The organism is Erwinia sp. JH02 (genome assembly GCF_013074405.1).
GTDB classification, from domain to species: Bacteria; Pseudomonadota; Gammaproteobacteria; order Enterobacterales; family Enterobacteriaceae; genus Erwinia; species Erwinia rhapontici.
The window spans coordinates 192991-216735 of record NZ_JABANZ010000003.1 but is presented as its reverse complement, the minus strand read 5'-3'; the positions used below and the strand labels follow the sequence as shown (position 1 = coordinate 216735).

Below are 23745 nucleotides of genomic sequence, written 5' to 3'. Positions count from 1 at the left end.
ATGAGCCTAAAAGCTACTTGTTTTTGTTAATTGACCATGCAAGACTGCGCCGGATTTTGAATGCCAGGCCTACTCCGTGACGGATGATCACCTATTTTCAGAGAGCGGCGAAATCTGGCACTTTACCAGCAACTCACAACACCAGAGCTATTATGTCCTTGCACACTCCAAAAGAGATTTCGGCTGTCGTCGTTCAGGCAGGCGTGATCAAAAGTCGTACCCCGATTTCCTCTTTATTGATCCTGGGCTTTCTCGCCGGTTCTTTTATCGCCTTTGGTTTTCTTCTCTATATTCATGTCGTCACCCAACTGCCCGTTGGCTGGGGGTCATTTGGCACGCTGCTGGGAGCGGCGGTTTTCCCGGTAGGGATTATCCTGACCGTGCTGGCGGGGGGAGAGCTGCTAACAGGCAACATGATGTTGCTGCCCGTTGCGTGGTTTGCCCGCCAGATTTCTGCGCTGAGTGTCATGCGTAACTGGTTCTGGGTCACCCTCGCTAACTTTATTGGCAGCGTCACCATCGCCTGGTTCTTCGGCCATATGCTGGGAATGACGGAAGGGGATTACCTGAAGAAAACGGTCGCCGTTGCCAGCGCGAAAGTGAATGCCGATTTCCTGCACGCCTTTATTTCTGGTGTCGGTTGTAACTGGCTGGTGTGTCTTGCCACCTGGATTGCGTTTGCCAGTAAAGATGTGGTGGGCAAAATCTTCGGGATGTGGTTCCCGATCATGGCGTTCGTTGCCATTGGCTTCCAGCACGTGGTCGCCAATATGTTTATCGTTCCTGCTGCCATTTTTGCGGGCTACCTGAGCTGGGCCGAATACCTGCCTAACTTTGTTGCGGTGTTTCTTGGCAATGCGGTTGGTGGCGCTATTTTTGTCGGTCTGGCCTATTTTGTCGCTTACCGCGCCCCACAACCTGAAAGCTCTGTTTCCCGCTAATATGAGTATCCCCTGCTGTTTTAGGGGATATTTCTCGATCCAGCACCACTTTTTTACACTTTGCCCTGCCAAGGTTAGTAATTTGTGTTAGTTGTTCGCGTGATGAATTGTTGTAATATGCTAATGACTTTTATTCGGCAAAAGGGACAAGAGCGTGAAAAAGGATTGGTTAACGCCGGAAGAACTGGCACAGCAAACAGGTTTTAGCAGACAGACTATCAATAAGTGGGTTAAGAAAGAAAACTGGACGACCGCACCGAAACCCGGCGTTCAAGGTGGGAAAGCACGCATGATTCATATTGATGAGCGCGTGAAAGTCTTTCTTAAATCCACACGTCATGCAGCAGAACCGAATGCTCAATATCGTGTAAATCAGAATTCGCTTCCTTCACTGTTAATCACTTCTCTGCAGCAATTGAGCGGTGAAGAACAGGACAAACTGGCAGCAATGCTGCTGCGCGAGGGTATTCAGGGGATTTTGCAACGACTGGGCATTAATGACTAATTAAAAACCCCGGCAACAAGCCGGGGTTTTTTTATGCTGTCTGTCAGGCTTCGCGGGTGGCGATAAACGCCAGCGCTTTTTCAATGCGTGCCACACTGCGTGAACGCCCAATGGCATGCACGGTCACATCAAGCGCAGGCGACTGCCCTGCCCCTGTTACCGCAACACGTAACGGCATACCGACTTTACCCATACCGATTTCCAGCTCATCCGCCGTTGCCTGAATGGCATGATGGACATTTTCAGCCGTCCAGTCGGTAATGGCAGCAAGCTTGTCACGCACCACTTCCAGCGGCTGACGCGCGACCGGGCGCAGGTGTTTCTTGGCTGCATCGGCATCAAATTCGTCAAATTCTTCATAGAAGTAACGACATGATCCGGCCATCTCTTTCAGCGTTTTACAACGCTCACCCAGCAAGGTAACCAGTTGCGCCAACTCCGGACCGGTGCGGGTATCGATGTTTTCCTGCTCGATATGCCATTGCAGATGGGTTGCAACGTATTCCGGTGCCAGGGTGTTGATATAGTGATGATTCAGCCACATCAGTTTTTCAGTATTAAAGGCGCTGGCAGATTTGCTGACCACATCAAGGTCAAACAGCGACTTCATCTCATCAATCGTGAAGATCTCCTGATCGCCATGAGACCAGCCCAGGCGCACCAGATAGTTAAGCAGGGCCTCCGGCAGGTAGCCGTCATCACGATACTGCATCACACCCACTGCACCGTGGCGCTTAGACAGTTTCTTGCCGTCATCACCCAGGATCATAGAAACGTGCGCGTAAACCGGCACCTGTGCACCAATGGCTTTCAGGATGTTGATCTGGCGCGGAGTGTTGTTGATATGATCTTCACCACGGATAACGTGGGTAATTTCCATGTCCCAGTCATCGATCACGACGCAGAAATTGTACGTTGGTGCACCGTCGGTACGACGAATAATCAGATCGTCGAGTTCCTGGTTGCTGAACTCGATGGGACCACGGATCTGATCGTCAAAGATCACAGAACCTTCCTGCGGGTTGCGGAAACGCACCACGCAAGGTTCATCTTCGGCGTGATGCTCATGGCTGTCGCGGCAGCGGCCGTCATAACGTGGCTTCTCGTTGTTAGCCATCTGGTTTTCACGCAGCGCTTCCAGACGTTCTTTCGAGCAGTAGCACTTATAAGCGCTGCCTGCTTCCAGCATCTGATCAATCACCGCGTTATAGCGGTCAAAACGTTTGGTCTGGTAGTACGGGCCTTCATCCCAGTCGAGATTCAGCCAGTTCATGCCATCCATAATGGCATCGATCGCCTGCTGAGTTGAACGCTCCAGGTCGGTATCTTCGATACGCAGCACAAACTCACCGCCGTGATTGCGGGCAAACAGCCAGGAGTAAAGTGCGGTACGAGCGCCGCCAACATGCAGGTAACCAGTTGGGCTGGGAGCGAAGCGGGTTTTGATTTTCATTAATGAATGCCTTATTACGCGGAGGCTTTGGCCAGAGTCAGAACAATTTTTTCGTGGGCCACATTCTATCACCTGCGGGCGAATCCTCAACGCGAATCCCTGTTTGCAGCCAGGGATTCGCCCCCATGGTGCTCAGCAAGCCACTGTTTTTGCCTGAAATGAGAACATCCTGATTATTTTTACGACGAACACACATTTTACGCTGAAAAAGCGTTGACTCATTTCCGCGTATCCCTATAATGCGACTCCACACAGCGGGGGTGATTAGCTCAGTTGGTAGAGCATCTCCTTTACACGGAGGGGGTCGGCGGTTCGAGCCCGTCATCACCCACCATTCATGATATGAATGATGCCCGCGTAGTAAGCAGTACCCAGAGATTTGAGATGTGGGTGATTAGCTCAGTTGGTAGAGCATCTCCTTTACACGGAGGGGGTCGGCGGTTCGAGCCCGTCATCACCCACCATATCTCGGTGAATTCTCGGTAAGCAGTAACGATATGGGTGATTAGCTCAGTTGGTAGAGCATCTCCTTTACACGGAGGGGGTCGGCGGTTCGAGCCCGTCATCACCCACCATATCGGGTCGTTAGCTCAGTTGGTAGAGCAGTTGACTTTTAATCAATTGGTCGCAGGTTCGAATCCTGCACGACCCACCAATTCAGAGAAAAGCGCCTAACAGGCGCTTTTTTCGTTTCTGTGCGGTGAAGCTTAACGTGCAGGATGAGAACCTGCAGCAGGTTCGACAAAATTGCACTGCAATTTTGTGCTGATGCGCCATCATCACCCGCAGGGCGAGCATCAATATGATGCGAGGCATATCCTGCACGACCCACCAATGTAAGAAGGCGCCCTAAAGGCGCCTTTTTGCTGTCTGCGATTTACCCTTCTGGTTTTCCTTTCACTTTCTTATCACTCCTTTTACGCTTTATTGCCTCAAGTCCTCAGCGCTTCGGTCCGATAACCCGTATTGGTTAAATACAAAGGAGACAGAAATGACAACCATCAATACCAGTTCCAGCGTATCGGGCAGCTCAAGTGGTGGCGGTTCAGTGTCACAAACGGCAAGCATTTATAAGCAAATTGTGAAGTTACAGGAACAGCTTAAAAATTTAAGCGGTGACACGACCCTCACAACCGAACAGAAGTCTGAGCAACAGCAGTTGATTGAAAGCCAGATTGCGCTGCTTCAGTCACAGATTGCGCAAATTCAGCAACAGGAGGCTGAGAAGGCCGCTGAAAAACAGCAAGAGAGTAAAGCAGCAGACAGCGGTAGCAGCAAAATCGCTGACGGGGTTAACCGCCCGACTGAAAATAATAAGCTGAATGTCTATATCTAAAATGGCGATGCGCTAGCACGCTGTTGCGTCAGCAGCTCTGCCTGCTGACGCACTTCCTGCCATATGGCTTCTGCGGCGGGCGTCAGCGAGCGGTTTTTACGCCTGACCAGCATAATGGTGCGGTTGATCTCTGGCACAATCCGACGCACCAGCAGCGGCCTGCCCTGTGGTAATGGCAGCGCCAGTGCCGGAAGAATACTGATGCCGATCCCGGCTTCTACCATCGGATACAGCGTGGCCGGATGGCCTATCTCCTGAGCAATCTCAGCCTGCACCTGCTGCACACGCAGCGCTTCATCAATCAGCACGCGACTGCCAGACGCATAGTCCTGCAATACCAGCGTGCGCTGATTGAGCATATGCCAGTGGATTGTCTCCTGCTGTGCCAGCGGATCGTCCTGCCTGCACAGTAGCAGAAACGGCTCATCCAGAATCGCTTCGCACTCAAGGTCATCCGCCTGTAGCGGCCCGACCACAATGCCAAAATCCACTTCCGCATTGCGGATGCTTTGCAGCACCCATTGTTGCGGGCGATCGCGCAACATCACTTTGATTTCCGGGTAATGCAGCTGCCCCGCCGCCAGACACTGCGGCATCAGATGCGCAGAAATGGTCTGACTGGCCGCCACACGCACCGTACCGCTGCGCTGTTGCCCATAGCTGCGCACATCCAGCAGCGTGGTATTCAGCTCCTCCAGCAGCCGCTCAAGGCGGCTGGCGAGCTGCTCTCCGGCTTCCGTCAGCAGAACCTCCCGCGTTGTGCGATCAAGCAGACGGATACCCATTTCACTTTCCAGCTCTTTAATACTGTGGCTCACCGCCGACTGGCTAAGGCCAATCAGCTGGCCCGCCTGGCTGAAACTCCCCTGCTGGGCAACGGCAACGAACACCCGCAGCTGGCGTAATGTGTAATTCATCGATTCGGCTCATATATGAATTCAATAAATCAATTTTATTTCTAAACCCTGCCAGCGCACAATAGCCGCATGATTTTTTAACCAGGCATTAACAATGGGTATTTTTCGTATCGATCCACTGATGTTGAAACTGATTATCACCGTGCTGCTGGCGTCATTTCTGCCTGCGCGCGGTCATTTTGTCGATTTTTTTGAATGGCTGACAACGGCAGCCATCGCCCTGCTGTTCTTTATGCATGGCGCCAAGCTGTCGCGGGAGAAAATTATTGCGGGCGGCGGCCACTGGCGCCTGCATCTGTGGGTGATGTTCAGCACCTTTGTGCTGTTCCCGGCACTGGGCATGCTGTTTGTCTGGTGGCATCCGTTGAATCTCAGCACAGAGATTTATACCGGGTTCCTTTACCTGTCTATTTTGCCTGCCACGGTGCAGTCATCCATCGCCCTGACCTCACTGGCGGGCGGTAACGTAGCCGCTGCGGTGTGTAGCGCCTCGGCATCGAGCCTGCTTGGGGTCTTTATTTCACCCTTGCTGGTCAGCCTGTTGATGAATGTCCACAGTGATGCCGTGGGCGGCAGCCTGGAGCAGATTGGTAAAATCATGCTGCAACTGCTGGTACCGTTTGTTGTCGGGCATCTTTCCCGTCGCTGGATTGCTGACTGGGTGGAAAGAAATCGTGGTCTGATTGGCAAAACCGATCAGGCTTCAATCCTGTTGGTGGTTTACTCGGCCTTCAGTGAAGCGGTAGTGAACGGCATCTGGCACCGTGTCGGCGTGATGACGCTGGTGTGGATTGTGGTGGGTAGCCTGGGTCTGTTGTTCGTGGTGCTGGCGATTAACCTGGCGGCCGCGCGACTGTTTGGCTTTAACCGTGCGGATGAGATTACCATTCTGTTCTGCGGGTCGAAAAAGAGCCTGGCAAACGGCGTACCAATGGCCAATATTCTGTTCCCGTCGGCCGCCGTAGGGATTATCGTGCTGCCGCTGATGATCTTCCATCAGGTGCAGTTAATGGTGTGTTCAATGCTGGCCCAGCGCTACAAAAAAGCAGGCGAAAAACTGGCTGCGCAGCATAAGGCGAGCCGTTCGAAACCCGCGGTGATGGAGTCGCAGAAATAAGTGAGATTACGGGGCCTGGTGGCCCCGTTTTAGCGGTTTCACCAGACCTTCCAGCCCTTCTATTTTGATGGCCAGCGTGATCTGCATCAGCTCCCCCAGGTGGCCCTGAGGAAACTCATCTTTGCGGGCAAACCACAGCAAATACTCTTCCGGCAGGTCAATCAACGCCCGGCCTTTGTATTTGCCAAACGGCATTTCGGTATTGGCAATCTCAATCAGGTGCTGTTTTTCCATGTCATTCACCCAGTAAACGTATCATTTCCGCTTCGTCGATCACCGGGATACCCAGTTCCTGCGCTTTAACCAGCTTGGAGCCTGCGGCCTCTCCGGCGATCACCAGATCCGTTTTCTTCGACACGCTGCCACTCACTTTCGCGCCGAGCGCCGCCAAGCGGTCTTTGGCTTCATCACGCGACAGAACGGTCAGTGAACCGGTCAGTACCACGGTTTTCCCGGCAAACGGGCTATCGATCTCTTCCGCTTTCACGACCACAACGTCAGGCCAGCTTATACCGGCTTTCTCCACCAGCAGGCGGATCACTTCACGGTTACTCTCTTCATCCAGGAAGTTCCGCACGTGGCTGGCCACCACTTTGCCGACATCCGGCACGGCAATCAATGCCTCCAGATCCGCCGCCATCAGCGCCTCCAGCGTACCAAAATGCGCTGCCAGGTTAGCCGCCGTCGCCTCACCGACTTCACTGATGCCCAGGGCATACAGGAAGCGGGCAAAGGTGGTCTGCTTCGCTTTCGCCAGCGCATCTACCACATTCTGTGCCGATTTCGGCCCCATACGATCCAGCCCGGTCAGTTTACCCGCCGTCAGATCGAACAGGTCGGCCGGGTTCAGGACGTACTCTTTATCCACCAACTGGTCGATAATCTTTTCGCCCATTCCGTCGATATCCAGTGCCCGACGCGAGACAAAGTGTTTTAACGCGCCTTTGCGCTGTGCGCCACAGATCAGGCCGCCCGTGCAGCGAGCAACCACCTCGCCCTCCACGCGCTCAACGTCGGAACCACAGACCGGACATTGGCCAGGAAACACTACGTCACGGGCATCTTCCGCGTGATCGACCACGCTGACCACTTTCGGGATCACATCACCCGCGCGGCGGATCACCACGCGATCGCCGATCTTCAGCCCCAGCCGTTCAATCTCGTCAGCGTTGTGCAACGTGGCATTGCTGACGATAACCCCGGCCACCAGCACCGGCTCCAGTCGGGCTACCGGGGTAATCGCCCCGGTACGCCCCACCTGGAACTCAACGTCACGCACGACCGTCATCTGCTCCTGAGCGGGGAATTTAAAGGCGATCGCCCAGCGAGGTGCGCGGGCAACAAAGCCCAGCTGTTCCTGGCGATCCAGCGAATCCACTTTGATCACCACGCCATCAATATCAAAACCCAGCGTTGGGCGAGCGGTTTCTACTTCACGGTAAAAGGTCAGCACTTCATCGGCGTTATGGCACAGGCGCACGCGGTCGCTGACCGGTAAACCCCAGGCTTTAAACTGTTGCAGGCGCCCCCAATGGCTGCGCGGCATCTCGCCCCCTTCCAGCAGCCCGAGGCCGTAACAGAAGAACGTCAGCGGGCGTTTGGCGGTAATACGCGGGTCAAGCTGACGCAAAGAGCCCGCAGCAGCGTTACGCGGGTTAGCAAAGACCTTACTCCCGGTACGGCGCGCTTCGTCGTTCATTTTTTCAAAACCGGCCAGCGGCATAAACACTTCACCGCGCACTTCCATGCGCGCCGGAATATTGTCACCGCTGAGACGCAACGGGATGGCGCGAATGGTGCGCACGTTAGCCGTGATATTTTCACCCGTGGTGCCGTCGCCACGCGTTGCTGCACGCACCAGCTCACCGTTTTCATACAGCAGGCTGACCGCCAGCCCATCCAGTTTCAGCTCACAGCAGAAGGTGATGTCATCGCTGTTTTTCAGACGATCTTTCACACGCTTATCGAATGCCAGGTAGCTCTCTTCATCGAAAGCATTATCCAGCGACAACATCGGCACTTCGTGGCGCACCTGATCAAAAGCCGCCAGCGGTGCAGCGCCAACGCGCTGGGTGGGTGAATCAGCGGTTATCAGCTCCGGATGAGCCGTTTCCAGCTCACGCAGTTCACCCATCAGGCGATCGTACTCCGCATCCGGCACTTCCGGGGCATCCAGTACGTGATACTGATGTTCATGGTGGCGAAGCAGGGTTCGCAAATGGTTGATTTTGTTTTGTACGGATTCCATAGCGGCACCATCAGAGATAAAAAACCCCCGGAGACCGGGGGTTCAGGAAGAGATTGCGGATAAAGATAAAATTAGTTGCTGTTAGCGTCAATCACATCGCGAATGCGTGCTTTATACGTTTCCAGCTTTTGCGGTGTCATCATGCGGCGTTCATCATCCAGTACAACACCACCGACATCGTCGGCGATACGCTGGGCAGATTGCAGCATCAGCTTAAAGTTCTGATGCGCATCGCCGTAGGACGGCACCATCATAAAGATCGACACGCCCGGCGTGGTGAAATCAGACATGTTGTCTGGATTAAACGACCCCGGTTTTACCATATTCGCCAGACTGAACAGGACCGGGCCGCTGCCCGCCGGGTTCAGATGACGATGGAAGATATTCATTTCACCAAACTGGAAACCGGCTTGCAGTACACCCTGTAACAGGGCTTCACCGTTGATGCTGCCACCCGCGTGGGCAGAAACATGCAGCACCAGCACCGTCTCTTTCCGACGTGCTTCTTCGCGCTTCGCTTCGGCAATCTCTGCGGCTGATGGCGGCACGGCCTCGGGTTCAGGCTGAGGTTGCACTGGAACAGCAGGCGCGACCTGACGGATCGGCTCAGGCTGACGCAGAGGTTCAGCGACTTCCCGTTCGGGTTCAGGGGCATGCTGCAGAGCACCACCGAACAGCGGATCGGATTCAGGTTGTTCATCCACCACCGGCTGATGACGAACCGGTTCAGGCTGCGGGCGAGGTTTGGGTTGACGCGGCGGCTCATCCCCGGCATTAAAGCCACTCAGGGAAGGCTCCGATGGCTCAGGCTGGCTGCGTTGTACACGCACTTCGCCCACGCTCTCATCTTCGTCCTCGAACGCTTCTTCTCTATCCTGCTTTAAACGTTTGTGTGGGCGATCACGAAAAACGGATGAGCGCTCTTTACGGCTGGTCCACAGGCCGTGAAGGAGAAGCGCTATTATGGCGATCGCGCCAACAACGATTAATATCAGACGCAAATCCTGCATCATTGTATTCTCTGTTGTTCCAATACCTTGCCACCGCGGCAAACTTTATCCTCTAACTGTATTTGCCCAGGTACACAAGTGCAAGTCTGTGCAGTATTTTCTGACAAATATCCCAGTCTGAGGCCGCTTTTTTGCTGATTTTTCGCTCAAAGTCCCTCTGTAAAGGGAAAAAAGCTGAGTTATGATAACCTTCGCCTGCCCATTCAAAGGAGAAAAGCAGTACATGTCACCTCACAATTCTGATCCGACACACAGTGGCGTCCACTATTTTGCCCAGGGATGGAAGCTGATCCTTCTCCCGGGTATCCGTCGTTTCGTCATTCTTCCACTGCTGGTCAACATCCTGTTAATGGGGGGCGCTTTCGTCTGGTTGTTTGGCCGTCTCGGCCACTGGATCCCAGAATTGATGGCGATGATCCCCAGTTGGTTGCAGTGGTTAAGCTATTTGCTCTGGCCGCTCATGGTCCTGTCGATTATTTTAGTCTTTAGTTACTTTTTCTCCACCATTGCCAATTGGATTGCCGCGCCTTTCTGCGGCCTGCTTGCCGAACAATTGGAAGGCCGTCTGACCGGCAAGCCGTTGCCCGATAATGGCTGGAGCGGACTGGTGAAAGACCTGCCGCGTATCATGAAGCGCGAATGGCAAAAACTGGCTTATTACCTGCCCCGCGCCCTGGTGCTGTTTTTGCTTTATTTTGTGCCGGTATTCGGTCAGACCGCCGCCCCGGTATTGTGGTTCCTGTTCAGCGCGTGGATGCTGTCTATTCAGTACTGCGATTTTCCCTTCGATAATCACAAAGTGAGCTTCCGCCAGATGCGTTCCGCGCTGCGGCAGAATAAAACGGAGAATATGCAGTTCGGGGCACTGGTGAGTTTATTCACCATGATCCCACTACTGAATCTGGTGATTATGCCGGTAGCGGTCTGTGGGGCCACCGCCATGTGGGTGGATAAATATCGTCCGCATCTGGCGCTGAACCGATAGATCATCACGGGCCGACTGACAGGCGTGGTCGGCCTTGCCCACCGGGGAGGTTTAAGCAAAACAGGCTGCTTATGCCATTTCTGTAGGGCTTATTTCTGCAGAACATATCTATATTCGATTTCATCACTTCACTGGCTAAATGAACAAGGTATGCTCTAAGCGTTCCCAATATTTCATACAGTTAAGGACGGGCTATGAGTAAGATCTATGAAGACAACTCGTTAACAATCGGTCATACGCCGCTGGTTCGACTGAACCGCATCGGTAATGGACGCATTCTGGCAAAAGTAGAGTCGCGTAACCCTAGCTTCAGTGTCAAATGCCGTATCGGTGCCAATATGATTTGGGACGCAGAAAAACGCGGAATTCTGAAGCCAGGCATCGAATTGGTTGAGCCAACCAGTGGTAATACCGGTATTGCCCTGGCGTATGTTGCCGCTGCACGCGGTTACAAACTGACGCTGACCATGCCGGAAACCATGAGCGTTGAGCGCCGTAAACTGCTGAAAGCGCTGGGTGCGAATCTGGTGCTGACCGAAGGCGCGAAAGGCATGAAAGGTGCCATCAGCAAAGCGGAAGAGATTGTCGCGGCCGATCCGGACAAATTTGTTCTGTTACAGCAGTTCAGCAACCCGGCTAACCCTGAAATTCATGAAAAGACCACCGGCCCGGAAATCTGGGAAGACACCGATGGCGAAGTTGACGTGTTTATTGCCGGCGTCGGCACCGGCGGTACGCTGACTGGCGTCAGCCGCTACATTAAAAACACCAAAGGTAAAAAAGAGCTGATTACCGTCGCCGTTGAGCCTGTGGACTCGCCGGTCATTGCTCAGGCCATCGCAGGTGAAGAGATTAAACCAGGCCCCCACAAAATTCAGGGTATCGGTGCCGGTTTCATTCCGGGTAACCTCGATCTGAATCTGGTTGACCGCGTGGTATCCATCTCCAACGAGGAAGCTATTTCGACGGCACGCCTCCTGATGGAAGAGGAAGGCATTCTGGCGGGTATCTCTTCCGGTGCGGCCGTTGCTGCTGCGCTGAAACTGCAGGAAGATGAAGCTTTCGCCAACAAAAATATCGTGGTGATTCTGCCCTCTTCTGGCGAACGCTACCTGTCAACTGCGCTGTTTGCCGATCTCTTTACTGAGAAAGAACTGCAACAGTAGTGCCAGAAAGGCGATATTGTCTGAAAAAGCACCCGATCGGGTGCTTTTTTGTGGAGTGCGTCAAACTTTTACCACCCTGTAGATTGATTTTACCCACCAGTGTCTGGTATTTAAGCTGCCAATTATTTCGATCCGTAAAATTAATCGCCGCGTGAACTGGATCAAGCTGAATCGATTTACTGGTTTGGCGCACAAAGCGAAATAGCGGCATAATGGTAAATGGATAAGTACTGGGAAACACCACGTTCTTTCTCACTCTTCACTCCACCTTACCAGCGCATTTTTTGGCCAGTCTTTGTACCATGCCAGCGCGACTCACTACAGGCTAAAGTTCAGCCACCAGGCTAGACTTTAGATCAACAACACCAAACCAAATTAAGTTGGGGAAACATAATGTTCCAGCAAGAAGTTACCATCACCGCACCAAACGGCCTGCACACTCGTCCAGCAGCTCAGTTCGTTAAAGAAGCTAAAGCTTTCGCTTCAGAAATCACCGTGACCTCTAACGGTAAATCTGCCAGCGCGAAAAGCCTGTTCAAGTTACAGACTCTGGGTCTGACTCAGGGCACCGTGGTTACCCTGTCAGCTGAAGGCGAAGATGAGCAGAAAGCCGTTGAGCACCTGGTTAAACTGATGGCAGAACTGGAGTAATCCGTTCGCTTTCAGCTTCGATAGCGAAGTGTTTCCAGACAGAGTTATGCAATATTGATCGCGAACAGTACGTTCGCGATATTGTTTCCGTAAAGTTACCCAAAACTGACGAAACGGATTGTGTACTCCATCTGGCTCGCTGAGTGGATTAACCGATGTGCAGTCATCCGCGGTTCTCCGCCTCAGATGATTATCAGAGAAAGAAAAGGTAGGGTTATGATTTCAGGCATTTTAGCATCACCGGGTATCGCTTTCGGCAAGGCGCTTCTGCTGAAAGAAGATGAGATTATCATCAACCGGAAAAAGATTTCTGCCGACCAGGTCGACCAGGAAATTCAACGTTTTCTTGATGGTCGTAAAAAAGCTGCCGTGCAGCTGGAAGCGATCAAAATCAAAGCCGGGGAAACCTTCGGTGAAGAGAAAGAAGCGATCTTCGAAGGGCACATCATGCTGCTCGAAGATGAAGAACTTGAGCAAGAAATCATCGCCCTGATTAAAGACGAGCACGCCACTGCGGATGCTGCTGCCTTTTCTGTGATTGAAGGCCAGGCGAAAGCGCTGGAAGAGCTCGATGACGAGTATCTGAAAGAGCGTGCTGCCGACGTTCGTGACATCGGTAAACGCCTGCTGCAAAACATTCTTGGCTTGCATATCGTTGACCTTAGCGCCATCAATGAAGAAGTGCTGCTGATCGCGAAAGATCTGACTCCGTCAGAAACCGCACAGCTCAACCTGAACAAAGTGCTGGGCTTTATCACCGATATCGGTGGCCGCACGTCACACACCTCGATCATGGCGCGTTCTCTGGAACTTCCCGCTATCGTCGGCACCGGTAATGTGACCAGCCAGGTTAAAAATGACGATTTCCTGATCCTCGATGGCGTCAACAATCAGGTGTACGTTAACCCGACATCTGAAAAAATCGAAGAGCTGAAAGCCGTAGCACATCAGTATCTCAGCGAGAAAACTGAGCTGGCGAAACTGAAAGATCTGCCGGCAATTACGCTTGATGGCCATCAGGTAGAAGTGTGCGCTAACATCGGTACTGTGCGTGATGTCGCGGGTGCTGAACGTAATGGCGCAGAAGGTGTTGGCCTGTACCGCACCGAATTCCTGTTTATGGACCGTGAATCACTGCCAACGGAAGACGAACAGTTCCAGGCGTATAAAGCCGTTGCTGAAGCCGTCGGTGCTCAGGCTGTGATTGTACGTACCATGGACATCGGTGGTGATAAAGACCTGCCGTACATGAACCTGCCGAAAGAAGACAATCCCTTCCTCGGCTGGCGTGCGATTCGCATCGCGATGGACCGTCCTGAAATTCTGCATGCTCAGCTGCGCGCTATCCTGCGTGCCTCTGCGTTTGGCAAACTGCGTATCATGTTCCCCATGATCATCGCCGTTGAGGAAGTTCGCTTCCTGAAAGCTGAACTGGAAACCCTGAAAGCTCAGCTGCGCGAAGAAGGCAAAGCCTTCGACGAAAGTATTGAAGTGGGTATTATGGTGGAAACACCTGCTTCAGCCGTCATTGCTCATCATCTGGCAAAAGAAGTCGATTTCTTCAGTATTGGGACAAACGACCTGACGCAGTATACTCTGGCAGTGGATCGTGGTAACGACCTGATCTCCCATCTCTACAACCCAATGTCTCCTTCTGTTCTGACGCTGATTAAGCAGGTTATTGATGCTTCTCATGCCGAAGGTAAATGGACTGGCATGTGTGGTGAGCTGGCAGGCGACGAACGTGCTACACTACTGTTATTGGGAATGGGGCTGGACGAATTCAGCATGAGTGCCATTTCTATTCCACGCATTAAGAAAATTATTCGTAATACGAATTTTGAAGATGCGAAGGCATTGGCAGAGCAGGCTCTGGCTCAACCTACAGCGGACGAGTTGATGAACCTGGTCAACAAGTTCATTGAAGAAAAAACACTCTGCTGAGACCTGGACACGCTGGCCCAATATTACTGCTTAGGAGAAGAACATGGGTTTGTTTTCAAAACTTTTTGGCGATAAGTCTGATTCCGCATCAGGTGCCATCGAGATCGTAGCACCTCTGTCGGGTGAAATCGTCAATATCGAAGACGTTCCAGACGTGGTGTTTGCGGAGAAGATTGTTGGCGACGGTATCGCTATCAAACCTACTGGCAATAAAATGGTTGCGCCGGTAGATGGCACCATCGGTAAAATCTTCGAAACCAATCATGCTTTTTCCATCGAATCAGACAACGGCATCGAGCTGTTTGTCCACTTCGGAATTGATACGGTTGAACTGAAAGGCGAAGGCTTCAAACGCATCGCTGAAGAAGGTCAGAAAGTTAAAAAAGGCGACGTGGTGATCGAGTTTGATCTGGCGCTGCTGGAAGAAAAAGCAAAATCAACGCTGACCCCAGTGGTGATCTCGAATATGGATGAGATCAAAGAGCTGGTTAAGCTGACGGGTAACGTTGTCGTGGGTGAAACCCCGGTTATCCGCATCAGGAAGTAACAGCGGTCATCGTCGATAAGCCCCCTGATTTCGGTCCGGGGGCTTTTTTTATGGGGAAATTACCAACTGCTCAGCAACGCATCTCGCAGGTTGAGAGACGGTATTGGAACATCGTCCAGCTCCAGTTGCTGCTCAATATGGTGAAGATGTTCATCCATAATGATCTGCGCTCGCTCCACCTCCCCTGCCCGCAGAGCAGTAATCACCCCGCGGTGTTCCCGGCACTGGCAATCCGGTGTGTCATTACGCTGATATAACGCGACAATCAGCGAGCTACGCACCATCAGAGTAGAGAGCATCTCACTCAATACCTGATTATCACTGATTTTCGCCAGCAGCAAATGAAACTGGCTCAGCTCACGGATAATATCGCGGCGGTCTTCACGGGCAGCAGCCTCTTCCCCCGCCTGTAAATGAGCTTCTATCTCATCATAATGCAGTGCCATTTTCCCGATGCTGATCCCGGCCAGTACGGCATGTTCAATCGCCCGGCGGGCGATAAACACTTCCCGCGCCTCACGAGCTTCGGGCTGTGCGACCTTCGCTCCGCGATTCGGGGCAATCGTGACGATATGCTGCAACGCCAGCCTCTGTAAGGCCGCCTGCACGTGATTGCGATTGGCTGACAGCACGTCAACGATTTGTGCTTCTACCAGCCGCATACCGGGCTTTAATCGATGCTGTGCGATAGCCATCGACAGAGAATCGACGATGCGCTGTACTTCCTGCTGTCTGGCGCTGGCCACACCGCTCATGTCTTACCTCAACGAAATAAAAAAATTGTGCTGATAGCCGTGGCTAAACCACCCAATGCGGCAAACGAATAGTGAGTTCCAGTCCGCCATCACGGGCGTTCACCGCACTAACTTCCCCTTGATGGGCAGTCACCACTTTACGCACAATTGACAGCCCAAGCCCATAGCCTTTACCTGATAAGGGTGAATTGACACGTACAAAGGGGTCAAAAATACTCGAAAGCTTGTCAGCCTCCACACCGGGTCCATGATCGCGGACGCTAATCACCAGCCAGTCATGTTCCTTGTGCAGGCTAATGATCACCTGCTGGCCGTGCAGGGAAAAACGCAGCGCGTTGCGCACCACATTTTCGACGGCCGAGCGGATCAGGTTCGCATCCCCTTTGACCGTATAATCCTGCTGCTCATCCGCATTCAACAGAATCTCGACGCCGGGGATCTGCGCTTCATAGCGCGCATCGTTGGTGACGGCGTTCAGTAACCCCAGTAGATCAAAATACTGCTCATCGGGCAGGCTCTGATGTTCTGCACGCGACAACGTCAGCAGTTCACCAATCATTTTATCCAGACGACGCGCCTCTTCATCAATACGATCGAGCGAGGCATTAACACTTTCCGGCGTCTGCCTTGCCAGCCCGGTTGCCAGCTGCAAGCGTGCCAGTGGCGAACGCAGTTCGTGAGAGACATCGTGCAGCAGCTCCTCACGCGCTTTGACCAGCACCGACAGGCGCTCAACCATCGCATCGAAGTCCTGTGCCACAACCGAAAACTCATCGTGGCGACGGCGCATCTGTGGGAACAGACGGACCGAAAGATCGCCTTTCGAGACGCGGCCAAATCCCGCACGCAGCTGGCGCATCGGGCGCGTCAGGTTCCATGCCAGGAACAGGCTGAACAGCAACCCGCAGATGCCGCCGACAATAAATAGCGGCTCCGGCATATTGAGAATACTGTGCGGACGTCTGCCCATCGTACTGTCAGCACGCAGGCCTGCCACATCATACCTTAGCTGATACTGGCGGCCGTCAGCCCCGGTGACCCATTCCGTCACCTCTTTCGGGAATTCGCCAGGGGCAAGATCGCGGTTTAACTCATCGCGCGGCATCACCTGCTGTGGCGGTTTAGCCATCAGCCGCACGGAGAAAAAACGCCGATCGTTAGGCGGCCAGTCAACCATCATGTCGTTCAACGCTTCCAGCCCGCCGCGTTGCAGCACCGACACCGCAGAGGTCATCTGCAAATTGACGATACGCTTAGTGGCCATGTTTTCCGGGGGTTCATGATGTTTGCCATACAGACTAAAACCCAGCCACAGCAGCTGGGTAATCGCAATATAGGTCAGCCAGAAGCCCAGCAGGATTTTCCAGAACAGAAAACCACGGAACCCGGATTTCATCGGATACGGTAACCGATGCTGCGCACCGTCTCGATGTTGATGGTGTCTTGCGTCAGTGCCGCCAGCTTCTGACGGATATTGCTGATATGCACATCCACGCTGCGGTCATAGGCTTCACGCGGACGTCCCAGCCCTTTTTCCGACAGCTCGTCCTTTGAGACCACGCGATCGGGGGAGCGCAGCAGGAGATCCAACAGGTTGAACTCTGAGGCGGTCAGGTCGAACGGCTTTTTCTGCCACTCGCTGATACGCGTTGCCGGGTTAAGCGTCAACTCACCCCAGCCAATCACCTCTTTGTTTTCCAGCACCACGGGCTGCTCTTCTACGCGACGCAGCACCGCACGCAGACGCGCCACCAGCTCACGCGGGTAGCACGGTTTCGGCATATAGTCATCCGCACCCATCTCCAGGCCAATCACCCGGTCGATGTTGTCGCCCTTGGCAGTCAGCATAATCACCGGCAGGCGGCCATTCTGACGTACCTGGCGCAGCACATCGATACCGCTCATATCAGGCAGCATAATATCGAGGATCATGGCGCTGTAGTCGCCGGAGAGCGCGCCTTCCACACCCGCTTTCCCCGTTAACACCAGTGAAGCATCAAAGCCTTCGGCAATCAGGTACTGACTGAGCATGGTGCCCAGTTCAAGGTCGTCATCAACCAGTAAAATTTTCATACGGGATCTCTCAATGATACAGCCGCTATTTTCGCCTGTTATCGACGGCTTCGCAGCCGCTTTTACCCAATCCTTACAGTCTAATCAAAGGTGGGGGAAGTGTCAGGAAGGATTTGATGCGCGCAGCGGCAGAAGGTTCGGCCGCTGCGAAGAAATAATGGCAGGTCAGTAAACGCCGGTGGAGAGATAGCGATCGCCGCGATCGCAGACGATCGCCACAATCACGCTACCAGGATGGACGTGGGCAAGACGTATTGCACCGGCAACGGCTCCGCCGGAACTGACACCACAGAATATCCCTTCACGCTTTGCCAGCAGGCGCATCGTCTCTTCGGCTTCCTGCTGCGACATATCCAGAACCTGATCCACCAGCTCCGGACGGAAAATTCCCGGCAGATACGCGGCAGGCCAGCGGCGAATGCCCGGAATGCTGCTGCCTTCCGAAGGTTGCAGGCCGACGATCTGTACGCTCTGGCTCTGCTCTTTCAGATAACGCCCCACGCCGGTAATGGTGCCGGTGGTGCCCATGCTGGACACAAAGTGAGTTAAGCGCCCCGCCGTCTGCTGCCAGATCTCCGGCCCGGTGGTGAGATAATGCCCGAGGGGGTTATCCGGATTGTTAAACTGGTCCAGCACCTTGCCTTCACCGCGTGCCGCCATGGCATCCGCCAGATCACGCGCGCCTTCCATCCCCTGTTCGCGGCTCACCAGAATTAATTCCGCCCCGTAAGCACGCATTGCCGCCTGGCGTTCAACGCTCATATTGTCCGGCATCAGCAGTTTTAAACGGTAACCTTTCATCGCGGCGATCATCGCCAGCGCAATCCCGGTATTGCCACTGGTGGCTTCAATCAGCACATCACCGGGGTGAATTTCACCGCGCAGCTCCGCGTGGTGAATCATCGAGAATGCGGCGCGATCTTTTACCGAACCGGCGGGATTATTCCCCTCCAGCTTGAGCCAGATTTCACTGCCGTTCATGGGCGTCAGGCGCTGCAGTTGAATCAGCGGCGTATTACCGATGGTATTTTCGAGTGTGGTCAAGGTCTGTGAGTTCCCGCATGAAATGGCAAAGGGCCGGAAAAACCGACCCTCTGTACTTTAAAATGACATCAGAGAAAAATATCAGGCGCTTTGTGCAAAGGCAACAGGCCGTAACGCGGTGTCACCGTGGTACAGACGTGCGTGTTGCAAGCCAACGAACAGACGTTCACCGCGAACAGGAGCCACCTGGTCACCGTCCATCACCACGGTAATCGGTTCACCGCTCCAGTCAGCAGGCACCACGACCAGCTGCCAGAAGTGTCCGCGCGGGCTAACTTCCAGTACCTGGGCCGGCAACGGTGTTTCCAGGCTGCTCTGACGGCTGACGTCGATTTCCCACGGGCGCAGGAACAGTTCTACCGGCCCCTGGTGCGCAGGCGCGTAGCCCAGCGGCCAGTGATGTGCGCCAACATGGAACTGAGACCCCTGCACCGCGCCATCGAAGCGGTTTACTTCGCCGAGGAACTCCAGCACAAAGCGGGTGGCCGGATCACGCCAGACATCATCCGGTGTGCCAACCTGCTCAATGTTACCCTGGCTCATCACCACCACGCGATCGGCCACTTCCATGGCTTCTTCCTGATCGTGAGTCACGAACACGCTAGTGAATTTCAGCTCTTCATGCAGCTGACGCAGCCAGCGGCGCAGTTCTTTACGCACCTGAGCGTCCAGCGCACCGAAAGGTTCATCCAACAGCAGGATTTGAGGTTCCACTGCCAGCGCACGCGCCAGGGCGACACGCTGCTTCTGGCCGCCGGAAAGCTGTGCCGGGAAACGGCCAGCAAGATGCCCAAGCTGAACCATCTCCAGTAAGCGAGTGACTTTCTGCTTAATTTCAGCAGCAGAGGGGCGCTCACGACGCGGCAGTACCGTCAGGCCAAACGCGATATTCTCGAACACGGTCATATGACGGAACAGTGCATAGTGCTGGAACACAAAGCCCACCTGACGGTCGCGGGCATGGACCCGGCTGACGTCTTTACCGTGGAAGCTCAGGCGCCCGCTGTTCTGGTTTTCCAGCCCGGCGATAATACGCAGCAGCGTGGTTTTCCCGGAGCCAGAAGGACCCAGCAATGCCACCATTTGACCGGAAGGGATATCCAGTGAAATATCGTTCAGGACTTTCGTCTTGCCGAAGTATTTATTAATGCTACCGATTTCAATGCTCATGCTTCCCCTCCAGTTCCAGACGCTTGCTCTGGCTTTCTAACCGCCACTGCACCGCGCTTTTTAAAAACAACGTTACTATCGCCATCAGGGTCAGCAGCGCGGCGGCGGTAAAGGCCCCGACGGTGTTGTAATCCTGATGCAGTAATTCAACCTGTAATGGCAGCGTATAGGTCTCGCCGCGAATCGAGCCGGAGACCACAGACACAGCACCAAACTCACCGATGGCGCGGGCGTTGGTCAGCACCACGCCGTACAGCAGCGCCCAGCGAATATTCGGTAAGGTCACGCGCCAGAACATCTTCCAGCCCGATGCACCCAGTAATACCGCGGCTTCATCTTCATGACTGCCCTGGCTCAACATCACCGGCACCAGCTCACGCACCACAAACGGACAGGTAACGAAAATGGTCACCATCGCCATCCCCTGCCAGGAGAACATCAGCTGGATATTATGCGCATCCAGCCAGCCGCCCGCCGAACCATTGACGCCCCAGAACAGCAGGTACATCAGCCCCGCCACCACCGGTGATACGGCAAACGGAATATCAAACAATGTCAGCAACAGCTGGCGGCCCGGGAAGGTAAAGCGCGTTACCAGCCAGGCCAGCAGCGTGCCAAACACCAGATTCACCGGGACGGTAATCAGCGCAATCAGCACCGTCAGCCAGATGGAGTGCAGCATGTCGGAATCACTAAGGTTGTCCAGAGAGGCCATCAGGCCCTCTGACAACGCGGCGGTAAAAATCGCCACCAGCGGGATCACCAACAGCATCAGCGAGATCAGCATGCCGAGGCCAATCAGAACCCATTTCCCCCACTGAATACGTGCGCGTCCCACGCCCTTAAAATCGGTAACGTCAGCCATTAGTGACCTCCAATACGACGGCCAAAGCGGCTCTGTAAGGTGTTAATCGCAAACAGTAACAGGAGAGAAGCGGCCAGAATCACCGAGGCGATGGCGCTGGCGGCCGGATAGTCAAACTCCTGCAAGCGCACAAAGATCATCAGCGAGGTCACTTCGGTTTTCCACGCAATGTTCCCGGCGATAAAAATCACCGCGCCAAATTCGCCCAGGCTGCGGGTGAATGACAGTGCCGTACCGGCCAGCAGCGCCGGGCCCACTTCCGGCAGCACCACACGGCGAAAACTTTGCCACGGCGTCGCGCCGAGTGTTTCCGCCGCCTCTTCATATTCCGGCCCCAGCTCTTCCAGAACAGGCTGAACGGTACGCACCACAAACGGGATGCTGGTAAAAGCCATCGCCACGGCGATGCCGAGCCAGGTATAAGACACTTTGATACCAAACTGCGCCAGCCACTCGCCGTACCAGCCATTGACGGAGAACAGCCCGGCCAGCGTCAGCCCCGCGACCGCCGTCGGTAGGGCAAACGGCAGGTCCATCAGGCCATCCAGCAGCGCACGCCCGGGAAAACGGTAACGGGTCAGGATCCACGCCATCAGCATGCCAAAGACCGCGTTAAAAATAGAGGCAACCCCGGCGGCCAGCAGCGTCACTTCATAGGCTGCCATAACCTGCGGGTTGGTAATCACCTCCCAATACTGCGCCAGCGTCATCTGCGACAACTGCATCAGCAGCGCACTGATCGGCAGCAGCAGAATCAGACAGGTGAAAAAAAGGCTACTGCCCAGGCTGATACCAAACCCAGGCAGAACGCGTTTACTGCTTGCTGAAAACATTGACTACCGCCCCGCCGCTAACAACTTATCCAGTTCGCCACCACTGACGAAATGGGTTTTCATCACCTGATCCCAGCTGCCAAAATCATCGGCCACGCGGAATAAATCCGTCTGTGGGAAACGATCTTTTTGTTGCGCCATCAACTGGGGATTATTCACACGATAATAAAACTGCGTGATAATTTGCTGGGCAGCCGGGGTATACAGATAGTTTAGATAGGCTTTGGCTGCCGCTTCTGTGTGGTTATGTTCGACATTTTTATCAACCCACGCGACCGGGAACTCAGCCAGAATATTGGTTTTCGGCACGATGACTTCATAGCCATCTTTGGCGTACTGATTGCGGATGGTGTTCACCTCCGATTCGAAACTTATCAGCACATCGCCCAGACCGCGCTCCACAAAGGTAGTGGTGGCACCACGCCCGCCGGTATCAAACACTTCGACGTTTTTCAGGAACTGCGTCATTAACGCTTCCGTCTTCGCTTTATCTTTACCGTCGGTACGATCAAAAGCACCCCATGCAGCCAGATAGGTATAGCGGGCGTTGCCGGAGGTTTTGGGATTCGGGAAAATCAGTTTTACATCGTTACGCACCAGGTCGTTCCAGTCGCGGATATGCTTCGGGTTACCCTTGCGGACCAGAAACGCCATGGTGGAATAGAACGGCGAGCTGGCATTCGGTAAACGCTGCTGCCAGTCGGCGGGGATCAGTTTGCCTTTGTCGTGCAGGATCTGCACATCGGTGACCTGATTGTAGGTCACCACATCGGCTTTCAGGCCCTGCAAAATCGCCAGCGCCTGCTTGGAGGAACCCGCATGAGATTGTTTGATGGTCAGCGTGTCGCCAGGATGCTGCTGCGCCCACTGTTTTTCAAACGGTGCGTTCAGGGCGCTGAACAGCTCACGCGAGACATCATAAGAGCTGTTGAGCAGCTCGGTTGCCTGTGCGCCCGTACTCAGCAATAACGCCAGCGCGGAGGCTGTTACGTATTTTTTTACCGTTGGTAACGTCATTATGCACCCTGTGAGATTCACCGGTCGACTGACCTGAAGTGCGTTCAGTTTATTTATAACCAGGGTAAAAGCTGTAACGGTTTTATATACCGTTTAGTGCTTTGCAAGCAGAAAACGCTATAAGCGTGTGGAATTGATTATGCAGCGAGTGGGAATGAAAACGACTTTGGTGGATAAACGTAGGGGCGGGTCATGACCCGCCCTGTCCTGGCATGCCTGGACCCTACAATGCTGCCAACTGCTCAAGAGACGGCGCATAGAAATAGCTGCCACTGACCGGTTTGGTGAAACGTAGCATCGCATCGAACTTGCCATCGGTTTCACCAAACATGCTTAACAGCTGCTGCTCAATGTTATACAGCGTAGCGCAGTAGGCCAGGAAGAACAGGCCATGGGTCCCGCTGGCCGTGCCGTAAGGCAGGCTTTGACGTAAGATTTTCAGTCCTTTGCCGTTTTCTTTCAGGTCCACACGCGCCACATGAGACGTGGCCGGGCGCGCATCGCCCTCCAGCTCTTCGTTACTCTCTTTGGTGCGACCCATAATCTGCTCCTGCTTATTCACCGCCAGGCGATTAAACATCGGCAAATTATGCTGCCAGCGCTGGCTGAAGACGTAGCTCCCGCCCGCATTGTCCCCCTGGTGAATAATCGCTACCGCTTCGCGCTGTTCACCCTGTGGGTTTTCGGTACCGTCGACAAACCCGCTGAGATCGCGATCTTCCGTCCAGCGGAACCCGTGTGTTTCTTCGGCGATGCGAATAGCACTGCCAAATGCTGCCAGTGCGGCTTGTGCCAGACTGAAATTCACATCGTGACGCAGGGACTGAATATGGATCAACATATCGCGCTGGGTGGCCGGTGCCATACCTTTCCCCAGCGGCTGGAAGTCTTTGAGTTCGGCGCTGCTGTTACCCGCGCAGAGGTCGCTCCACAGACCGTTGCCAAAGGCGATGACTGCCCCCAGCCCGGCATCGGGATAGCGTTGTTGCAACTGGGATAGCTGCTGAAGAAATTGCTGGCTGCCACGGCGAACAGCGTCAACATCGCCTTCCACCATGGCTTCAAGATAAATAGCAAAACGGCGATGCTCTAATAAGATGCCGCTCTGAAAATGGGACATGTTGCTCTCCTGGCTCTCAGGTTAATTCTGGTCAGTTTTTCAGAATAT

At 53.9% G+C, this 23745-nt stretch carries 24 protein-coding genes and 4 tRNA genes; 13 read left to right on the top strand and 15 right to left on the bottom strand.

The annotated features are described in order from the left end of the window. The first annotated feature begins 152 nt into the window (after positions 1-152). Both HHI26_RS09995 and HHI26_RS09990 read left to right on the top strand, forming a co-directional pair. Entirely contained in the window at positions 153-941 is a 789-nt protein-coding gene (locus tag HHI26_RS09995) for a formate/nitrite transporter family protein (protein WP_133841219.1), read from the top strand. Positions 942-1095: 154 nt separating this feature from the next. After that, positions 1096-1446 carry a YfeC-like transcriptional regulator gene (locus HHI26_RS09990; protein ID WP_133841218.1) on the top strand — a complete coding sequence of 117 codons (351 nt, stop codon included), beginning with the start codon at positions 1096-1098 and terminating at the stop codon, positions 1444-1446. Positions 1447-1489: 43 nt separating this feature from the next. On the opposite strand, the gene gltX is transcribed toward HHI26_RS09990, so the two are convergent. Beyond that, entirely contained in the window at positions 1490-2899 is a 1410-nt protein-coding gene (gene gltX / locus HHI26_RS09985) for a glutamate--tRNA ligase (RefSeq protein ID WP_171148997.1), read from the bottom strand. Positions 2900-3157: 258 nt separating this feature from the next. Between gltX and HHI26_RS09980 the strand changes: the two genes are divergently transcribed. From HHI26_RS09980 to HHI26_RS09960, 5 genes are all read left to right on the top strand, one after another. Continuing rightward, positions 3158-3233: transfer RNA gene (locus tag HHI26_RS09980), tRNA-Val, on the top strand. 54 nt (positions 3234-3287) lie between these two features. After that, positions 3288-3363: transfer RNA gene (locus HHI26_RS09975), tRNA-Val, on the top strand. Between the two features lie 35 nt (positions 3364-3398). Continuing rightward, positions 3399-3474, top strand: a tRNA-Val gene (locus HHI26_RS09970). Between the two features lie 4 nt (positions 3475-3478). After that, positions 3479-3554, top strand: a tRNA-Lys gene (locus tag HHI26_RS09965). Positions 3555-3890: 336 nt separating this feature from the next. Next, positions 3891-4235 (top strand): FlxA-like family protein, encoded by a 345-nt coding sequence (locus HHI26_RS09960; protein ID WP_171148996.1) that lies wholly within the window; start codon positions 3891-3893, stop codon positions 4233-4235. Here the strand turns inward: HHI26_RS09960 and HHI26_RS09955 are convergent. Further along, positions 4232-5152: a LysR family transcriptional regulator gene (locus HHI26_RS09955; protein ID WP_133845961.1), complete on the bottom strand. Its 921-nt coding sequence runs from the start codon at positions 5150-5152 to the stop codon at positions 4232-4234. The two genes, HHI26_RS09960 and HHI26_RS09955, sit on opposite strands and share 4 nt — an antisense overlap. A 94-nt stretch (positions 5153-5246) precedes the next feature. On the opposite strand from HHI26_RS09955, the gene HHI26_RS09950 reads away from it, so the two are divergent. Next, entirely contained in the window at positions 5247-6269 is a 1023-nt protein-coding gene (locus HHI26_RS09950; protein WP_133845960.1) for a bile acid:sodium symporter family protein, read from the top strand. Positions 6270-6275: 6 nt separating this feature from the next. Here HHI26_RS09950 and HHI26_RS09945 read toward each other — a convergent pair whose 3' ends face one another. The 3 genes from HHI26_RS09945 to zipA form a co-directional block, all read right to left on the bottom strand. Further along, a complete protein-coding gene (locus HHI26_RS09945; RefSeq protein WP_133845959.1) occupies positions 6276-6503 on the bottom strand; it encodes a DUF3820 family protein in 228 nt (75 codons plus the stop codon). Between the two features lies 1 nt (position 6504). Further along, positions 6505-8517 carry an NAD-dependent DNA ligase LigA gene (gene ligA / locus HHI26_RS09940; RefSeq protein ID WP_171148995.1) on the bottom strand — a complete coding sequence of 671 codons (2013 nt, stop codon included), beginning with the start codon at positions 8515-8517 and terminating at the stop codon, positions 6505-6507. A 71-nt stretch (positions 8518-8588) separates the two neighbouring features. Beyond that, complete coding sequence (gene zipA, locus HHI26_RS09935) at positions 8589-9530, bottom strand: cell division protein ZipA (protein WP_133845957.1); 942 nt, start codon at positions 9528-9530, stop codon at positions 8589-8591. Positions 9531-9750: 220 nt separating this feature from the next. On the opposite strand from zipA, the gene cysZ reads away from it, so the two are divergent. Both cysZ and cysK read left to right on the top strand, forming a co-directional pair. After that, complete coding sequence (gene cysZ / locus HHI26_RS09930) at positions 9751-10512, top strand: sulfate transporter CysZ (protein ID WP_133845956.1); 762 nt, start codon at positions 9751-9753, stop codon at positions 10510-10512. A 194-nt stretch (positions 10513-10706) separates the two neighbouring features. Further along, entirely contained in the window at positions 10707-11678 is a 972-nt protein-coding gene (gene cysK / locus HHI26_RS09925) for a cysteine synthase A (RefSeq protein ID WP_133845955.1), read from the top strand. Here the strand turns inward: cysK and HHI26_RS09920 are convergent. Next, positions 11653-11934: a hypothetical protein gene (locus HHI26_RS09920; protein WP_159336158.1), complete on the bottom strand. Its 282-nt coding sequence runs from the start codon at positions 11932-11934 to the stop codon at positions 11653-11655. The genes cysK and HHI26_RS09920 overlap by 26 nt on opposite strands. Before the next feature lie 137 nt (positions 11935-12071). On the opposite strand from HHI26_RS09920, the gene ptsH reads away from it, so the two are divergent. The 3 genes from ptsH (at position 12072) to crr (ending at position 14820) form a co-directional block, all read left to right on the top strand. Next, positions 12072-12329 (top strand): phosphocarrier protein Hpr, encoded by a 258-nt coding sequence (gene ptsH / locus HHI26_RS09915; RefSeq protein ID WP_034916267.1) that lies wholly within the window; start codon positions 12072-12074, stop codon positions 12327-12329. 216 nt (positions 12330-12545) lie between these two features. Continuing rightward, positions 12546-14273: a phosphoenolpyruvate-protein phosphotransferase PtsI gene (gene ptsI / locus HHI26_RS09910; RefSeq protein ID WP_133845954.1), complete on the top strand. Its 1728-nt coding sequence runs from the start codon at positions 12546-12548 to the stop codon at positions 14271-14273. A 43-nt stretch (positions 14274-14316) separates the two neighbouring features. Next, positions 14317-14820: a PTS glucose transporter subunit IIA gene (gene crr, locus HHI26_RS09905; protein WP_133845953.1), complete on the top strand. Its 504-nt coding sequence runs from the start codon at positions 14317-14319 to the stop codon at positions 14818-14820. 59 nt (positions 14821-14879) lie between these two features. Here crr and HHI26_RS09900 read toward each other — a convergent pair whose 3' ends face one another. The 9 genes from HHI26_RS09900 to HHI26_RS09860 form a co-directional block, all read right to left on the bottom strand. Beyond that, positions 14880-15575, bottom strand: coding sequence for a GntR family transcriptional regulator (locus HHI26_RS09900; RefSeq protein ID WP_133845952.1), 696 nt, complete (start codon positions 15573-15575; stop codon positions 14880-14882). 43 nt (positions 15576-15618) lie between these two features. Beyond that, positions 15619-16971, bottom strand: a complete 1353-nt coding sequence (locus HHI26_RS09895) for an ATP-binding protein (RefSeq protein ID WP_171148994.1) — start codon at positions 16969-16971, stop codon at positions 15619-15621. Next, positions 16968-17648 (bottom strand): response regulator transcription factor, encoded by a 681-nt coding sequence (locus HHI26_RS09890; protein ID WP_133845950.1) that lies wholly within the window; start codon positions 17646-17648, stop codon positions 16968-16970. Before HHI26_RS09890 ends, HHI26_RS09895 begins: the two co-directional genes overlap by 4 nt. 165 nt (positions 17649-17813) lie before the next feature. Beyond that, complete coding sequence (gene cysM / locus HHI26_RS09885; RefSeq protein ID WP_133845949.1) at positions 17814-18692, bottom strand: cysteine synthase CysM; 879 nt, start codon at positions 18690-18692, stop codon at positions 17814-17816. Between the two features lie 81 nt (positions 18693-18773). Next, positions 18774-19862, bottom strand: a complete 1089-nt coding sequence (gene cysA / locus HHI26_RS09880; protein ID WP_133845948.1) for a sulfate/thiosulfate ABC transporter ATP-binding protein CysA — start codon at positions 19860-19862, stop codon at positions 18774-18776. After that, the gene (gene cysW, locus HHI26_RS09875) at positions 19852-20727 is read right to left on the bottom strand and encodes a sulfate/thiosulfate ABC transporter permease CysW (protein ID WP_133845947.1); all 876 of its coding nucleotides are present in this window, start codon (positions 20725-20727) and stop codon (positions 19852-19854) included. Before cysW ends, cysA begins: the two co-directional genes overlap by 11 nt. Beyond that, positions 20727-21560 carry a sulfate/thiosulfate ABC transporter permease CysT gene (cysT, locus tag HHI26_RS09870; RefSeq protein WP_133845946.1) on the bottom strand — a complete coding sequence of 278 codons (834 nt, stop codon included), beginning with the start codon at positions 21558-21560 and terminating at the stop codon, positions 20727-20729. The genes cysW and cysT overlap by 1 nt, the downstream gene beginning before the upstream one ends. Before the next feature lie 3 nt (positions 21561-21563). After that, positions 21564-22577 (bottom strand): sulfate ABC transporter substrate-binding protein, encoded by a 1014-nt coding sequence (locus HHI26_RS09865; RefSeq protein ID WP_133845945.1) that lies wholly within the window; start codon positions 22575-22577, stop codon positions 21564-21566. 223 nt (positions 22578-22800) lie between these two features. Further along, the gene (locus HHI26_RS09860) at positions 22801-23697 is read right to left on the bottom strand and encodes a Dyp-type peroxidase (protein ID WP_167864739.1); all 897 of its coding nucleotides are present in this window, start codon (positions 23695-23697) and stop codon (positions 22801-22803) included. Positions 23698-23745: the final 48 nt, after the last annotated feature.

Excerpts from the sequence above, each read along its gene's own strand:
- zipA (WP_133845957.1), bottom strand. The coding sequence starts at position 9,530 with ATGATGCAGGATTTGCGTCTGATATTAATCGTTGTTGGCGCGATCGCC.
- HHI26_RS09890 (WP_133845950.1), bottom strand. The coding sequence starts at position 17,648 with ATGAAAATTTTACTGGTTGATGACGACCTTGAACTGGGCACCATGCTC.
- cysK (WP_133845955.1), top strand. The coding sequence starts at position 10,707 with ATGAGTAAGATCTATGAAGACAACTCGTTAACAATCGGTCATACGCCG.
- HHI26_RS09945 (WP_133845959.1), bottom strand. The coding sequence starts at position 6,503 with ATGGAAAAACAGCACCTGATTGAGATTGCCAATACCGAAATGCCGTTT.
- cysZ (WP_133845956.1), top strand. The coding sequence starts at position 9,751 with ATGTCACCTCACAATTCTGATCCGACACACAGTGGCGTCCACTATTTT.
- HHI26_RS09865 (WP_133845945.1), bottom strand. The coding sequence starts at position 22,577 with ATGACGTTACCAACGGTAAAAAAATACGTAACAGCCTCCGCGCTGGCG.
- ptsI (WP_133845954.1), top strand. The coding sequence starts at position 12,546 with ATGATTTCAGGCATTTTAGCATCACCGGGTATCGCTTTCGGCAAGGCG.
- gltX (WP_171148997.1), bottom strand. The coding sequence starts at position 2,899 with ATGAAAATCAAAACCCGCTTCGCTCCCAGCCCAACTGGTTACCTGCAT.
- crr (WP_133845953.1), top strand. The coding sequence starts at position 14,317 with ATGGGTTTGTTTTCAAAACTTTTTGGCGATAAGTCTGATTCCGCATCA.
- ligA (WP_171148995.1), bottom strand. The coding sequence starts at position 8,517 with ATGGAATCCGTACAAAACAAAATCAACCATTTGCGAACCCTGCTTCGC.
- HHI26_RS09950 (WP_133845960.1), top strand. The coding sequence starts at position 5,247 with ATGGGTATTTTTCGTATCGATCCACTGATGTTGAAACTGATTATCACC.
- cysA (WP_133845948.1), bottom strand. The coding sequence starts at position 19,862 with ATGAGCATTGAAATCGGTAGCATTAATAAATACTTCGGCAAGACGAAA.
- HHI26_RS09900 (WP_133845952.1), bottom strand. The coding sequence starts at position 15,575 with ATGAGCGGTGTGGCCAGCGCCAGACAGCAGGAAGTACAGCGCATCGTC.
- cysW (WP_133845947.1), bottom strand. The coding sequence starts at position 20,727 with ATGGCTGACGTTACCGATTTTAAGGGCGTGGGACGCGCACGTATTCAG.
- HHI26_RS09955 (WP_133845961.1), bottom strand. The coding sequence starts at position 5,152 with ATGAATTACACATTACGCCAGCTGCGGGTGTTCGTTGCCGTTGCCCAG.
- HHI26_RS09995 (WP_133841219.1), top strand. The coding sequence starts at position 153 with ATGTCCTTGCACACTCCAAAAGAGATTTCGGCTGTCGTCGTTCAGGCA.
- ptsH (WP_034916267.1), top strand. The coding sequence starts at position 12,072 with ATGTTCCAGCAAGAAGTTACCATCACCGCACCAAACGGCCTGCACACT.
- HHI26_RS09895 (WP_171148994.1), bottom strand. The coding sequence starts at position 16,971 with ATGAAATCCGGGTTCCGTGGTTTTCTGTTCTGGAAAATCCTGCTGGGC.
- HHI26_RS09960 (WP_171148996.1), top strand. The coding sequence starts at position 3,891 with ATGACAACCATCAATACCAGTTCCAGCGTATCGGGCAGCTCAAGTGGT.
- cysT (WP_133845946.1), bottom strand. The coding sequence starts at position 21,560 with ATGTTTTCAGCAAGCAGTAAACGCGTTCTGCCTGGGTTTGGTATCAGC.
- HHI26_RS09860 (WP_167864739.1), bottom strand. The coding sequence starts at position 23,697 with ATGTCCCATTTTCAGAGCGGCATCTTATTAGAGCATCGCCGTTTTGCT.